At 48.4% G+C, this 13,728-nt stretch carries 11 protein-coding genes and 1 tRNA gene; 3 read left to right on the forward strand and 9 right to left on the reverse strand.

Features of this window, described 5'->3' with window-relative positions; all coding sequences use genetic code 11:
* The first annotated feature begins 97 nt into the window (after positions 1–97).
* Positions 98–1,549 (forward strand): MFS transporter, encoded by a 1,452-nt coding sequence (locus tag NLZ44_RS21885; protein ID WP_493751147.1) that lies wholly within the window; start codon positions 98–100, stop codon positions 1,547–1,549.
* 211 nt (positions 1,550–1,760) lie between these two features.
* On the opposite strand, the gene NLZ44_RS21890 is transcribed toward NLZ44_RS21885, so the two are convergent.
* Entirely contained in the window at positions 1,761–2,996 is a 1,236-nt protein-coding gene (locus tag NLZ44_RS21890) for a methionine gamma-lyase family protein (protein ID WP_493751148.1), read from the reverse strand.
* Between the two features lie 77 nt (positions 2,997–3,073).
* Between NLZ44_RS21890 and NLZ44_RS21895 the strand changes: the two genes are divergently transcribed.
* Positions 3,074–3,886 carry an acyl-CoA desaturase gene (locus tag NLZ44_RS21895; RefSeq protein WP_493751149.1) on the forward strand — a complete coding sequence of 271 codons (813 nt, stop codon included), beginning with the start codon at positions 3,074–3,076 and terminating at the stop codon, positions 3,884–3,886.
* A 908-nt stretch (positions 3,887–4,794) separates the two neighbouring features.
* Here the strand turns inward: NLZ44_RS21895 and NLZ44_RS21900 are convergent.
* The 8 genes from NLZ44_RS21900 to NLZ44_RS21935 form a co-directional block, all read right to left on the reverse strand.
* The gene (locus NLZ44_RS21900; protein WP_493751150.1) at positions 4,795–6,102 is read right to left on the reverse strand and encodes a gamma-glutamyl-phosphate reductase; all 1,308 of its coding nucleotides are present in this window, start codon (positions 6,100–6,102) and stop codon (positions 4,795–4,797) included.
* A 4-nt stretch (positions 6,103–6,106) separates the two neighbouring features.
* Positions 6,107–6,511 (reverse strand): hypothetical protein, encoded by a 405-nt coding sequence (locus NLZ44_RS21905; protein WP_493751151.1) that lies wholly within the window; start codon positions 6,509–6,511, stop codon positions 6,107–6,109.
* Between the two features lie 91 nt (positions 6,512–6,602).
* Positions 6,603–6,675 (reverse strand) — tRNA-Ala (locus tag NLZ44_RS21910).
* A gap of 163 nt (positions 6,676–6,838) precedes the next feature.
* On the reverse strand, positions 6,839–7,051 hold the full coding sequence (locus NLZ44_RS21915; protein WP_006625359.1) for a hypothetical protein: 213 nt from the start codon (positions 7,049–7,051) through the stop codon (positions 6,839–6,841).
* Positions 7,052–7,159: 108 nt separating this feature from the next.
* Complete coding sequence (gene hisF, locus NLZ44_RS21920) at positions 7,160–7,945, reverse strand: imidazole glycerol phosphate synthase subunit HisF (RefSeq protein WP_006616338.1); 786 nt, start codon at positions 7,943–7,945, stop codon at positions 7,160–7,162.
* A 41-nt stretch (positions 7,946–7,986) separates the two neighbouring features.
* Positions 7,987–9,411 (reverse strand): alanine/glycine:cation symporter family protein, encoded by a 1,425-nt coding sequence (locus NLZ44_RS21925; protein WP_493751152.1) that lies wholly within the window; start codon positions 9,409–9,411, stop codon positions 7,987–7,989.
* 247 nt (positions 9,412–9,658) lie between these two features.
* A complete protein-coding gene (locus tag NLZ44_RS21930) occupies positions 9,659–9,859 on the reverse strand; it encodes a hypothetical protein (RefSeq protein WP_493751153.1) in 201 nt (66 codons plus the stop codon).
* Positions 9,856–10,080 (reverse strand): hypothetical protein, encoded by a 225-nt coding sequence (locus NLZ44_RS21935; RefSeq protein WP_493751154.1) that lies wholly within the window; start codon positions 10,078–10,080, stop codon positions 9,856–9,858. Before NLZ44_RS21935 ends, NLZ44_RS21930 begins: the two co-directional genes overlap by 4 nt.
* A 143-nt stretch (positions 10,081–10,223) precedes the next feature.
* On the opposite strand from NLZ44_RS21935, the gene NLZ44_RS21940 reads away from it, so the two are divergent.
* Positions 10,224–13,640, forward strand: a complete 3,417-nt coding sequence (locus NLZ44_RS21940) for a CHAT domain-containing tetratricopeptide repeat protein (RefSeq protein WP_493751155.1) — start codon at positions 10,224–10,226, stop codon at positions 13,638–13,640.
* Positions 13,641–13,728 lie beyond the last annotated feature (88 nt).

Below are 13,728 nucleotides of genomic sequence, written 5' to 3' on the forward strand. Positions count from 1 at the left end.
TTATTAATTAACATGATTGCCTGAAGTCAATGTCAACTCAATGTATATATGCTATCATCAATCAATCCGAGAATTACCTGTAGATAAATCCTAAACTATGATCCGCCTTTCTCGACAACAAGCCAAGACGGCACTTGTTCAACTCAGCGATCGCTTTCAAGCTACCGACTACCATAGTGATCATCTGGCTATTCGCACTAAAGCAGCCTATGCAATGGGGGATTTTGGCGGTGCTATTCCCGGCTGTATGCAAGTCTTCTTTTTGCTGTTTTTCTTGACTAATATTGCGGGACTTGATGCAGGTTTAGCAGGTAGTGTATTATTACTTGGTAAAGGATGGGATGCTATCAGCGATCCGATGATTGGTTGGTTAAGCGATCGCACCCAGTCTCGTTGGGGAAGGCGTTACCCTTGGATGATAGTAGGTTCTATTCCTTTGGGTATTTGCTTTTTCCTGCATTGGGTTGTACCCCCTGTTAGTGGCTGGCTACTATTCGGCTACTATGGCTTGATTACCATCCTATTTTATACCGCATTTACCGCCGTATTTCTTCCCCTCGGTGCTTTGGCGGCTGAACTTACCCAAGACTATGACGAACGTACCAGTTTAATCAGCTTTCAATCAGCTTTTAAAATTGGCGGGAGTCTGTTTGCTTTAGTGTTAGCCCAGGTTTTATTTGGATTATTTGAATCTCCCCAATTGCGATATCCTTTATTGGGTGGTTTGGGGGGATTAATGGCGATGATATCTGTATATATATGTGTTTTCGGAACCCGTAAACGCTACTTTAAACAAGAAGCGAAACGATTGGAAATCACCCGACCTCCATCATTACCATTTTTACAACAAATCCGCATTGCATTTAGTAACAAACCCTTTCTTTATGCCATTGGGATTTATTTATGTTCCTGGTTAGGAGTACAGGTAACGGTTGCTATTCTACCCTATTTTATAGTTGATTATATGCAACTAGCCGATCGCCACTTAACCCAAATGGCATTATTAGTGCAAGGGGTATCCTTACTGGGTATGGCTTTCTGGAATGCGATCGCCCAAAAAGTAGACAAAAAAACCGTCTATTGTTTAGGCATTCCCTTCACTATGTTAGCCGGAGTCGGACTATTCATGCTGCAACCCGGACAAATGCTGACCATGTATGGTTTAGGTGCGATCGCTGGATTTGGAATAGCTACCGCCCACCTAGTCCCCTGGTCAATTTTACCCGATGTTGTCGATCTCGATGAACTCAACACCGGACAGCGACGGGAAGGCATTTTTTACAGTTTTATGGTAATGTTACAAAAACTAGGAATTGCCCTATCCCTATTTATTGTCGGACAAATTCTCAGCCATGCTGGACTGTTAGCCACAGCGGGTTCCGAAGAAGCAATCAGCCAACCCGAATCGGTATTATGGGCAATTCGCCTGATGGTAGGCCCCATTCCCATTGCCTTTTTATCCATGGGGTTAGTATTAGCCTATTTTTACCCAATTACTCGCACCGTCCACGCAGCCATTCGTCTACAATTGCAACAACGCCACGACTAAATAACTACCAATGACAGGGGCGACTGGTAGGGGCGACTGGTAGGGGCGGGTGCTAGATCCGCCCCGGTAAAAACCCGCCAACTTACGGAACCCGCCCTTCTTCTTATGTAACGCCCCGGTAAAAACCCGCCAACTTACGGAACCCGCCCTCACCTACGGTAAAAACCCGCCCTTATTCTGTTCGGAACCCGGATAATTGACTGATTAAGCATCATTTGAGGGAAGCGATCGCTTCTATAGCAGCTTCCAAAGCGATCGCCACATGAGTCCAATGAGTCCCCCCCTGACAGAAAACAATATAGGGTTCTCGCAAAGGACCATCAGCCGAAAACTCAGAGGTGCTACCATCAACAAAAGTCCCCCCCGCCATGACCAACTCACTCTCATATCCAGGCATTTCCCCGGGAACCGGGTCAAGATAGGACCCAATAGGGGAAAACTTCTGCCAAATGCGACAAAAAGCCACCAACTTATCGGGTGAACCCAACTCGATCGCCTGAATAATATCGCGCCGAGGTATCAGAGGCGCAGGATTAACCCGATAACCCAACTGGTCAAACACATAAGCAATCAAATGTCCTCCCTTAACCGCTTCTCCCACCATCTGAGGCGCAAGAAATAGCCCCTGAAACAGCAATCGGTATTGTTCAAAGGTCGCCCCCCCACTGCTACCAATACCGGGCGCGGTGAGGCGACAGGCGGCCGCTTCTACCAATTCTGAACGCCCAGCCACATAACCCCCCGCCGCCGCAATAGTACCCCCCGGATTTTTAATCAGGGAACCTGCCATCAAATCAGCCCCCACCGCCGTCGGTTCCAGGTCTTCCACAAACTCGCCATAGCAGTTGTCCACAAAACAGATGGTATCAGGATTTTGTGCCTTCACCATCTGCACAACCCTCTCAATATCAGCAATGGAAAGGGAATTGCGCCAGGAATAGCCACAGGACCGCTGAATCAAAACCAAACGAGTATGGGGTGCGATCGCCGTTGATAAAGCCGACCAATCCAAACTTCCATCAGCACAAAGATCTAATTGTCGGTAAAGTATGCCAAACTCTATTAAGGAACCTTGACCTTTTCCGCGTAAACCGATAACCTCTTCGAGGGTATCGTAGGGAGAACCCACTACGGCCAGCATCTCATCCCCTGGACGCAGACAACCAAAAAGGGCGCAAGCGATCGCATGAGTTCCAGAAACAAACTGGACTCTTACCGCCGCTGCTTCTGCGCCCATAACATCCGCAAACACGCGATCAAAAGTGTGACGACCGAGATCATCGTGTCCGTAGCCGGAAACTCCGGCAAAATGATGGGTTCCTACCCGGTGAGTACGGAAAGCATCTAACACTCGTCGGAGGTGGTGCTTGACCTTAGTGTCAATTCCCGAAAAAATTGGGGATAATGCCTGTGGCGCTTCATGTAGCGACTCTATGCTGTGTCTCATTACCTGACTAAAGCTGAATTAGGGGTGCTGCATATTATGCCGCCAACAGGTCTGGTCTGTTCAAAAATTTGATATTCATGACGATTGCAACTGAAACCAAACTCAAACTCGACTGGATGACCATAATATTTATGGCATTCCTCCACATGGCCGCACTTTTTGTTCTAGTCCCGAGTAATTTTAGCTGGGCTGCAATTGGTGTGGCTGTATTTTTGCACTGGGTAACTGGTGGCTTAGGAATTACCCTAGGGTTTCACCGCTTAATCACCCACCGCAGTTTTGAAACTCCCAAATGGCTAGAATATTTCTTTGCTTTTTGTGGCACTTTAGCCTGTGAAGGAGGACCTATCCAGTGGGTGGGTTTACACCGTATGCACCATCTGTACTCTGATCAAACCCTTGACCCCCACGATTCTAACAAGGGTTTTTGGTGGAGTCACATGGGTTGGATGTTGCGGGAAATTCCTGCTGATGGTGATGTTCCCCGCTTTACCAAAGATATCAACGAAGACCCAGTTTATCTGTTCCTGCAAAATTATTTCATTCCCATTCAAGTCGCCTTGGGTGTGGTTTTATATCTTCTCGGAGGATGGCCCTTTGTCGTCTGGGGCATCTTTTTCCGCATCGTTGTGGTTTTTCATTGTACCTGGTTTGTCAATAGCGCTACTCACAAGTTTGGCTATCAAACATATCAATCCAATGATAACTCGAAAAATTGTTGGTGGGTTGCTCTTGTCACCTATGGGGAAGGCTGGCACAATAATCACCATGCTTTCCAATATTCCGCCCGTCATGGTCTAAAATGGTGGGAAATTGATTTAACTTGGATGACTATTCAACTTCTACAATTTTTGGGTTTGGCTAAAAAAGTTAAATTGGTGGAAAACTAGCCCCGGCGACAAAGGTTGTTCCTGAGTAGGTCAGAAGCTAACTTAGACTCTGACAGCCGGGTTAAGTTGACACTCTGCCATTACCCTGTACAATATGTTTCAGGGTCATTAGGCTTTCTAAGCCAATTAAACCCCGTCGATATCCTTTCTGATTCGACACTCCTAAAAACAACGCATCGTGCGAGACGTTTAGGAGTCAAATAAGGCTGCAATGCCTGAAATAACCTCCTAGTGGGACTTTCACCCCTTGGTGAAATATAAGGGACTCGTACCCTGACCATCCCATAACTGTTTATATGTCCCAACGTTTGGTATAGAAATATACAAAACAAGGCAGGGAACTCAAGGTCAAAACGCCCAACTGGAAATATTAATGATTCCTTAACAATTGCGTTGAGAGTAACGGCGATAGCCACCCCCAGTTTTGGGAATCATAACCCCAGGATTGAAGCGGGGAACGGAAGGCGTGAAGTAGAACCTACTACCAAATGCGACCACTGCCAACCATCCATGATTAGGGAAACCGAATGTCCGGCTTGAACCATCGTAATGATTTAGCAGCGAAACAGGTTGATACGCTGCGTTCAAAAGAGCAAGGGGAAAAGTAGGGTAATCATGACATCACCTACACAGACTTTTAAAAGTACCCCGGTGGAGAGGACAAATCTAAAGATGGAATGCCCGTATAAACGGAACGTTTAAACCCCTTTTAGGCTCTCAAGTGGCAGGATGTACCTGCGGAGTAGTGAAAGTGTAAGCGTATACCTTTAAGGGGAAAGGATGTGACTGAAAGCCAATGCCTAACTGTAATGGTTAGGATATGCCCACTAGTCACGGTGTGGATATAGAGACTGCGACAATTAGGAGTGTTTACGACGAAAGCGAGTTTAAACACTACGATGTTGTATTTAGCTCCAAAAGTTGAAATCACAAAAGCAGGGAGTCGTTACCCTGTTCCCGATGTCAAAAGGGGTATCCACATCAGGAGCCGTGTGATGTGAAAGTATCAAGCACGGTTTTGAATTGGAGTTGGGGAAGGCGACTTCCCTTTCGACCATAACCCCTCGGTTTTGATGACGTGAAAATTGGGGGGATGTGTTAATGAAGGTGAGCGCACTATTGGAATTTTGGGCAAATATACGACTTTCGCTATAGGATTCGGTCGCTATACAATTGGCATGATTGCTGCTACACTGATTCATCATGCCGATCGCACTTTCGAGGTTTTCCACAAATCGGAAGGCTATGGTTTTTGACAAATAGGGATGATACCATTCTGAGGGTTCGGCTTCCGTTAATTCGGGAAAGTTTTGGATTAAATCGCGATCGCCTCGTAATTGGAAACCTTCTTCTTGCAAACTATTTAAGAGTCGCACTAGGGAAGAGTTTTTTTGATGAGGATCGATTAAGACTTTCTCGATCGCATTTACTGGGTCGGGTTCACTTTTATGGCTATCAATAATCATCCACCGGACTAAATCCATACTAGCGGTAGCAGACCAGTAAAGATAACAATTCCCCATGGCTGTTTTCAGAATGGGAACTGTGGCTTTATTAATCACTTCTTGGATTAATTGGGGTCGCCCGTATGGTATAATCAAGTTGATATATCTGTCTTCGGTGACTAAATCGGGGATAGGATGATCAGGGTCAGCGGGAACAAATTCTAAACATCCCGGCGGCATTCGCCCATCTTCTAGGGCTGATTGTAGGGTTTCGGCGATAATTTGATTGGAAGAGTTAGCCTCACTACTTCCCTGGAGAATTAAACTATTAGCAGTTTTGAGAGCAAAACCGGCGGCGATCGCCCCTAATTCAGGAAAAGCCTCGTAAATGAGGGCAATGACTCCCAGGGGTATATACTGATAATAGCCCTTATACTGTTTGATTTGGTAAGGAGCGCTAACCACCCGACCGATAGGATCGGAGATACTGCTTAACCTTTCCAATACCTTAATCGCGTTTTCTAGGCGAACTGGAGTCAGTTTTAACCAATCTCCAATCAGTTCGGAAACCCCCATTTCTCTGCTGGCTTCCAAATCGAGAGTGTTCGCTTCCAGAATGTCATTTTTTCGTCGTTTGAGACTATCAGCCATTCTGTGTATCGCTTGACCCCGATCTTCTCCTGATATCTGTGTCAATTCGATACTAGCAAAATAAGCCCGACGAGAAGGGTTTAATGGATCTGGGGTAGAAGAAAAATCATCAATGATCATCGAGCTAACGCCTGTAAGCAAGCCAAACCATGATTGCTGGCAACATCGCCAGCATAACAGCAACCATCGCCCAAAGCAAGATGTTGCCCCCGGTAGAGTACATGGCTAGGGGTAGCCAAATCACCAGGGGTATGAGAAGCATCCCCAGAGTTAGGGGTAGATAGTGCGATCGCATTCCTGGGGTGGCGCGATACCATTGTTGTCCAGTCCATCGCCAAGCCTGTTTGTAGGGATAGTGGGTGGCTAGTTGTTCTAGGGAATAACCGCTCTGATCAACTACAAAAATCTGCTGACAGCGATCGCAACCGAAAGCCTCGGTCAAGGTAATAGAAACCAGATTACCCCTTCGGCGACAGGGACAGGGATAATCACCATTTAAGTCGATTTTCTCAGGTTTGGGAGATGACACAAGCTCGCGTGGTCTTATTTAATGGAGTTGGAAACAAATGCAAATAGTAGATCCCATGATAGTTCAGGGACAAGAGATCTAACAACTTAAATGGAGCTAAGCGGGCTCGAACCGCTGACCCCTGCAATGCCATTGCAGTGCTCTACCAACTGAGCTATAACCCCGGACAAGACATCTTTTAATGTATCACAGGATGATTGGTTAAGTCAATGATTTTGGCAAAAATTTTTTGATAGCCTCGCCCAGAGGCAGGAAAATCGATCGCCCCCCACTGGTAATGGTCGCCCCACGGGGTCTAAAGGTGGGACTGTAGGCGATCGCACCAGATCACATATAGGAGTAAGCATGATGAGACATTTGGGTAAGGTGGTCGATACACGAACCCATGAGAAAATAAACCACAACCATAGCGACGGCGGAAATAGCCACTAATATACCAGCGAGGACAAAGGAAGACTCTCGATATCGAGCGGCTTGCTGCATCAGATGTACAGACCAAGCCACCAGAGCTATATCAATTATTAGAATAGGAATCAGCATAAGTTACGTTTCGTAACATTTCTTCTATTCTAACAGGAGTTTCGTAACTGAGCCGGTAATGCGGAAAATTTAATCTTTTGTTTAGGTAAAACTCCCGTGGGGAAACCATTAGACGTGGGGGAGTGCGTGGGGACGGACGGGAATATGGCGAGTGGCGAGATAGGACTTGATTTCAGCGACGCTTAACTGTCCGTAATGTAACAGAGAAGCCAATAAAGCCGCCTCCGCGCGTCCCTCGGTTAAGGCTTCGTAGATATGCTGAGAGGTTCCCGCGCCCCCAGAGGCAATCACGGGAATTTCGACACTTTCAGCGATAGTCCGGGTTAATTCCAGGTCATAGCCTGCTTGTGTGCCGTCTGCGTCCATACTGGTCACCAGAAGTTCTCCCGCGCCTCGTTGCGCCAATTCTTTCGCCCAAGCGATCGCATCAAGTCCGGTATTTTCGCGACCACCACGGACAAAAACATCCCAACCGGGATTATTTGGGTCAGTGCGCCGACGGGCATCAATAGCGACTACAATACACTGAACACCAAAGCGATCGCTGGCTTTATTGATTAAATCTGGGTCACGGACCGCCGCCGAGTTAATGCTGACCTTATCAGCCCCCGCCCTTAACAAATTTTTAATCATTTCTAAGTTTTGGATACCCCCCCCGACGGTCAAAGGGATAAACACCTGTTCAGCGGTACGATAGACCACATCAATAATGATATCGCGGTCTTCATGGGTAGCGGTAATGTCCAGAAACACCAATTCATCAGCCCCCGCGTCATTATAGGCGGCAGCCAATTCCACCGGGTCGCCAGCGTCTTGGAGATTAACAAAATTGACACCCTTGACCACCCGACCGGCTCTAACATCTAAACATGGTAAAATGCGTTTAGCAAGCATAGCAACTCCTCGATTATGGGGCAAAAAATTCCTTTTCTAGTTTAACTGTTTTGGGCGACCTGATTAGATGTTGTTAATTTTTGCCAATAGTCAGTCAAATCTCGCGCGACTGTGGGGGCTAGAAAATATAGTCCCAATAGATTAGGAATTGACATGGTTAGATACATGGCATCACTGAATTTAATCACCGCTTGAGGATTGACGATCGCCCCTAAAAATATGGCGGTTAAAAATAGGAGTTTATAAATAATCGCCCAGCGTTGTCCTAATAAATATTGCCAACACAATTCCCCATAATATCCCCAGGCTATCATCGTGGAGAAAGCAAAGCAAAATAAAGCCGCAGCCAACACATAAGGGAACCAATGAATCACGGAACCAAAGGCGGCGGATGTGATTTCTGCGCCTCCTAAATTCGCCCAGGCGGGGTTATTATAGGCTCCGGTAATAATGATAACTAAGGCGGTCATATTGCAGATAATGACCGTATCAATTAATGGTTCCAGGGTGGCGACTATTCCCTCTCGGATAGGTTCATCTGTGCGAGCGGCAGCATGAGCGATCGCCGCAATTCCCAAGCCCGCCTCATTAGAAAAAGCCGCCCTTCTAAACCCTTGAATTAAGGCTGCCAAACCTCCCCCCACGACAGCTTGAGCGTCAAAAGCCGAGGCGAAAATAGTAGCGATCGCATCAGGAATTTTTGCCCAATTGACCAGCAGAACCCACAGCGCGGCCATTACATATATAGCACACATGAAGGGAACCAGAACCGCCGTAATTTGAGCTATACGGCGAATACCCCCAATAATGACCAATCCGACCAAAAGCACCAAAACCGAGCCATAGAGCCACCCCTGAGAGGCGAATACGGGAAAAACTCGTGCGATCGCCACCTTAGACTGATTAGCTTGAAAGATGCTGGAACTCCCCAAGGCAGCGGCGATCGCCAAAACAGCAAACATAGCGGCCAAAACCCGACCCAAGTTTTTTTGTCCCAAGTCCTGTAAACCCGCCGATAGATAATACATAGGACCCCCGGCGATCGTACCATCTGGGTTAACGAGGCGGTATTTTTGAGCGAGGGTACATTCCACAAATTTACTACTCATTCCCAGAAAACCCGCCAGAGTCATCCAAACCACAGCCCCCGGACCTCCCAAACCAATAGCGATCGCCACTCCCGCAATATTTCCTAATCCCACAGTAGCCGATAAAGCGGTAGCCAATGCTTGAAGGTGGGAAACTTCCCCCTCATCTTCGGGGTTATCATAGACTCCCAAAACCACTTTAATAGCGTGTGTGAAACCCCTAAGATTAACAAATCTCATCCACAGGGTGAAAACCAGACCACCCGCCATAAACCAGACCACAATTAAGGGTATCCCCCCCACTTCCACAAAGATAATTCTGTAGACAATCTCCAGAATCTGGGCAGCTATAATCGATATATTAGGCAATTTATCCATCTGGCAATTATAACTCCCTTGGTAGCCAAAGCTGGGCAGTCACAAAAGATTTCCCTAAGAAACGGGGTTTCTGAAAGTCTGGGGATGGGGTAAAATGGGGATACTATCCTGAAGAGGTGGGAATATCTGAGTTTTGGTGTAAAGCCTGAATAAACTCTCTGTTGTTACCTAGTAAAATAACCATGAATATCAGGCAATTGATTGATGAGGAAATTAGCAAACTAGACGAGGATGAGTTAGCACAACTCTATGAAATTGTCAAGAATTTTTCGCGTCCCAAAACCAACAACAGTTTATTTTCCAAGTTAAAGCAGGTCAAAATTGAGGTCCCGTTGATTTTGCGGCCAATATCGATCTCTATCTTAACCGAGAGATTGATGATTTGGGCTTTGGCTTCTAGGCGTTGGCTCAAATCATCGGGAATTTCGAGGCTGATTTTGTGAGTCATGATGTCAGTTTCTCTGGGTGAAGTGGGTGGGTTTTACCAGCATGATATTCAGCCATTGCTGAAGCCGCGAGTTGAGCCAGAATATCTGGAGAACGTGAGAATGATTCATCCCAACGACACTCCTGCTCAATTTCTTCTAGGATGATTGCAGCGATCGCATTTTGCTGACTCTCAGACAAGGTTTGTAATCGGGCGATCGCACTTTCGAGTAATTCCGTCATGGCTACCTTACCCCATATTGATGCTCACTCCTAGTATTGCCGATTTCAGACCAATTGACGACTCCCCCGACGGGATATTGTCTATCGTCGATTCTAGCCCCATGGGGTAAAATTGTGGTGGTATCCCTATCCGGTGCGTGGTCATGGATGAACAACGAGTGCAAGCCTATCTCTCCCTGATTCAAGAACTCCTCAACTGTGACAGTGGGGAGGAAGCGGCGATATTGAGGAAGCACCCGGAACTGGTGGATGAGGGATTAGTGCAGGTGATGCGCGCCGTTGCCGAGATGATGGCGGAAGAGGGGGAGGGGAATGCAGGCTGGTTGCGGGATTTTGCCGATACAATCGAAGCGGTTAACTATGAGTTGCCTCGGCTAGAAACTAAATCGACAGCCGATGCTCTGTTGCAGCAAGGATTTCAACAGTATAAAAAGAGTCAATATCCCCAAGCCTGGAAATCTTTGCAACAGTCTCTCGCGTTGTATGAGGAAATCGGGGATAGGGCTAGAATCGCTTTATGTTGGGGACAGTTAGGTTGTATTGAGCGCGACCGGGGCAACTGGGACGAGGCGGAGCGTCTGTATCAGCAATCTTTGGCATTGAGTACCGAATTGGGCGATCGCTCCGGGATGGCTACCTCTTGGGGAGTGTTGGGATATATCCAGAACCTTCGAGGCAACTGGGAGGAGGCGGAGCGTCTGTATCAGCAATCTTTGGCATTGAGAACCGAATTGGGCGATCGCAAAGGGATGGCTACCTCTTGGGGAGTGTTGGGAGATATCCAGCGCAATCGGGGCAACTGGGATGAGGCGGAGCGTCTGTATCAGCAATGTTTGGCAATTGAAACCGAATTGGGCGATCGCTCCGGGATGGCAACCTCTTGGGGAGTGTTGGGAGATATCCAGCGAAATCGGGGCAACTGGGAGGAGGCGGAGCGTCTGTATCAGCAATCTTTGGCATTGAGTACCGAATTGGGCGATCGCTCCGGGATGGCAGAATCTTGGGGACTGTTGGGATATATCCAGAGCCTTCAGGGCAACTGGGAGGAGGCGGAGGGTCTGTATCAGCAATCTTTGGCATTGAGAACCGAATTGGGCGATCGCTCCGGGATGGCATCCTCTTGGGGACTGTTGGGAGATATCCAGCGCAATCGCGGCAACTGGGATGAGGCGGAGCGTCTGTTTCAGCAATCTTTGGCATTGAGAACCGAATTGGGCGATCGCGCCGGGATGGCTACCACTTGGGGAAGTTTGGGAGATATCCAGCGAAATCGCGGCAACTGGGAGGAGGCCGAGCGTCTGTTTCAGCAATCTTTGGCATTGAGAACCGAATTGGGCGATCGCAAAGGGATGGCAGAATCTTGGGGAGTGTTGGGAGATATCCAGCGAAATCGGGGCAACTGGGAGGAGGCCGAGCGTCTGTATCAGCAATCTTTGGCATTGAGTACCGAATTGGGCGATCGCGCCGGGATGGCATCCTCTTGGGGAGTGTTGGGAGATATCCAGCGCAATCGGGGCAACTGGGAGGAGGCGGAGCGTCTGTATCACAAGAAACTTGATACTTGTCGGGAATTGGGTGATAAATATGGCATGGGCTATGTTTACAACACCCTCGCATTTGTCTATCAACACTTCAAACGAATTCCTGAAGCCCTTGCCGCCTGGAAAGAAGGGTTAAGCATTTGTCCCCCCGACCGATTCCCCCTAGAAGCCTTGGAACTCGGTCGCAATTTAGGCGATGCTGCCTTTGAGATTCAAGACTGGGACACCGCCATCTATGGCTATGAAGCCGCCATTGAAGCCGTCGAAACCCGTTGCACTTTCACCGACTCCTACAGCGAGAAACAACAACGCCGGGAAGCCGCCCTAGACCTCTATCCCCAACTCGTGCAAGCCTGCATCAACGCCGAAGATATCGGGAAAGCCTTAGCCAGCGTCGAACGCAGCAAATCCCGCAACCTCATCGAACTCCTCAGCAACCGCGACCTTTACCCCAAAGGCGACATTCCCCCAGAACTCCTGAAACAACTCGACCGCCTCCGTCGGGAAGTCACCGCCAAACAGCGACTCCTCGAAACCCTCGACCGCCCCACCAACCCCGATAATCAGGACATGGGCGGACTGGGACAACGGGGCAGCAGTGTTGCCAGCTTCACCCCGGAAGTCATGAACAGCCTGCGTCAAGAGTACGAACAGGCGCAAAAGGACTTAACCCAACTCCTGGAAACCATCAACACCTACGACCCCAACTTCAGCCTCACCCAACGAGTCCAACCCATCCAATTCTCGCAAATTCAGGCGTTGCTGGATGAGGAGACCCTGTTGATGCAATGGTATCTCAGCCCCCAAGGAATTTATACCTTTATCGTCAGTGGCGAAACCGGGGACATTTCCGTGCATCGCTCCCCCCCGGAACACTTGCATCAGTTACAGGAGTTGCGCGAAACCTATCTCCAAACCTATCAACGCCACCACTCCGACGACTGGGAAACCCATCTCAACGACGTCCTGCGCCGTCTCCGGGATATCCTGGAATTACCCCAACTCCTCCCCCAAATTCCCCCCACCTACCGCCGCCTAATTGTCGTCCCCTATCGGGAGTTGCATTTATTCCCCCTCCACGCCTTACCCCTGGGGGATGACGATGAACCGGACTATCTCGCGGATAGATTCCCCCTGGGAGTCACCTATAGCCCGAGTTGTCAATTCCTGGAAGTCTCCCAACGCCAACGCAAAACCGGCAACCGCCAGCGCTTCTTTGCCATCCAAAATCCCACGGAAGACCTAGACTATGCCGACTTAGAGGTTGAAGCCATTTTAGCCAACTTCTCCACCAACGCCAGCCGTCTCGCTCGCCAGCAAGCCAGCAAAACCAGCCTCAATCAAAACCCCCACCGCCAAGCCTTCCAAGGGGCGGATTATGTGCATTTTGCCGGACATGGGGCGTTCAATTTCAACAGTCCCCTCCTCTCTCCCCTGGTGTTAGCCGGGGCGAAAGTCTCCGTCAGTGACACAGAAGGGCTAACCCTCTGCGAGGAAACCACCCCCTCTGAACCCGCCGAGACTCGTTTTCTCCCTTGGCGCAAAGGCACGCAGATTGACCTAAGCAAATGTTACACCCTGGGAGAATTGTTTGAACTGGATTTACCCGCCTGTCGCCTGGTGATTCTCTCGGCTTGTGAAACGGGGTTAACAGACTTTTCCCCCAACTTGGAAGAGTATATCAGTTTGGGGCTAGGGTTTCTGTATGCGGGGGCGGCGAATGTGATTTGCAGTCTTTGGGCGGTGAATGATGTCTCGACGGCGATTTTGATGGTAAAATTGTATGAGGAAATGCAGACCCAGCCCTCGGTGGCGTTAGCCTTGAAACAGGCTCAAGAGTGGATGAGAGCAGTCACGAAGCAGGAGTTAACGGCGTGGCTGAATGAGCAGGACTCGGCGGGAAACCCTTATCCCAAGGCGAAACTCCGAGATAACTTGGGGTTAGGTTTTAAACGCGCCGATTACCGACCCTATAAACATCCTATCCATTGGGGGGCATTTTGTGCGATCGGTGTTTAGTCAATAATTAATAATTAATAATTAATAATTAATAATGAATTGAGCGCAACCCCACACCCTCCAATCTCCCGACGAATGATGTATAGTT

The sequence above is a fragment of the Arthrospira sp. PCC 9901 genome (assembly GCF_059013425.1).

Bases quoted from the DNA above. Each gene is read 5' to 3' on its own strand.
- NLZ44_RS21885 (WP_493751147.1), top strand. From the start codon at position 98: ATGATCCGCCTTTCTCGACAACAAGCCAAGACGGCACTTGTTCAACTC.
- NLZ44_RS21890 (WP_493751148.1), bottom strand. From the start codon at position 2,996: ATGAGACACAGCATAGAGTCGCTACATGAAGCGCCACAGGCATTATCC.
- NLZ44_RS21895 (WP_493751149.1), top strand. From the start codon at position 3,074: ATGACGATTGCAACTGAAACCAAACTCAAACTCGACTGGATGACCATA.
- NLZ44_RS21900 (WP_493751150.1), bottom strand. From the start codon at position 6,102: ATGATCATTGATGATTTTTCTTCTACCCCAGATCCATTAAACCCTTCT.
- NLZ44_RS21915 (WP_006625359.1), bottom strand. From the start codon at position 7,051: ATGCTGATTCCTATTCTAATAATTGATATAGCTCTGGTGGCTTGGTCT.
- hisF (WP_006616338.1), bottom strand. From the start codon at position 7,945: ATGCTTGCTAAACGCATTTTACCATGTTTAGATGTTAGAGCCGGTCGG.
- NLZ44_RS21925 (WP_493751152.1), bottom strand. From the start codon at position 9,411: ATGGATAAATTGCCTAATATATCGATTATAGCTGCCCAGATTCTGGAG.
- NLZ44_RS21930 (WP_493751153.1), bottom strand. From the start codon at position 9,859: ATGACTCACAAAATCAGCCTCGAAATTCCCGATGATTTGAGCCAACGC.
- NLZ44_RS21935 (WP_493751154.1), bottom strand. From the start codon at position 10,080: ATGACGGAATTACTCGAAAGTGCGATCGCCCGATTACAAACCTTGTCT.
- NLZ44_RS21940 (WP_493751155.1), top strand. From the start codon at position 10,224: ATGGATGAACAACGAGTGCAAGCCTATCTCTCCCTGATTCAAGAACTC.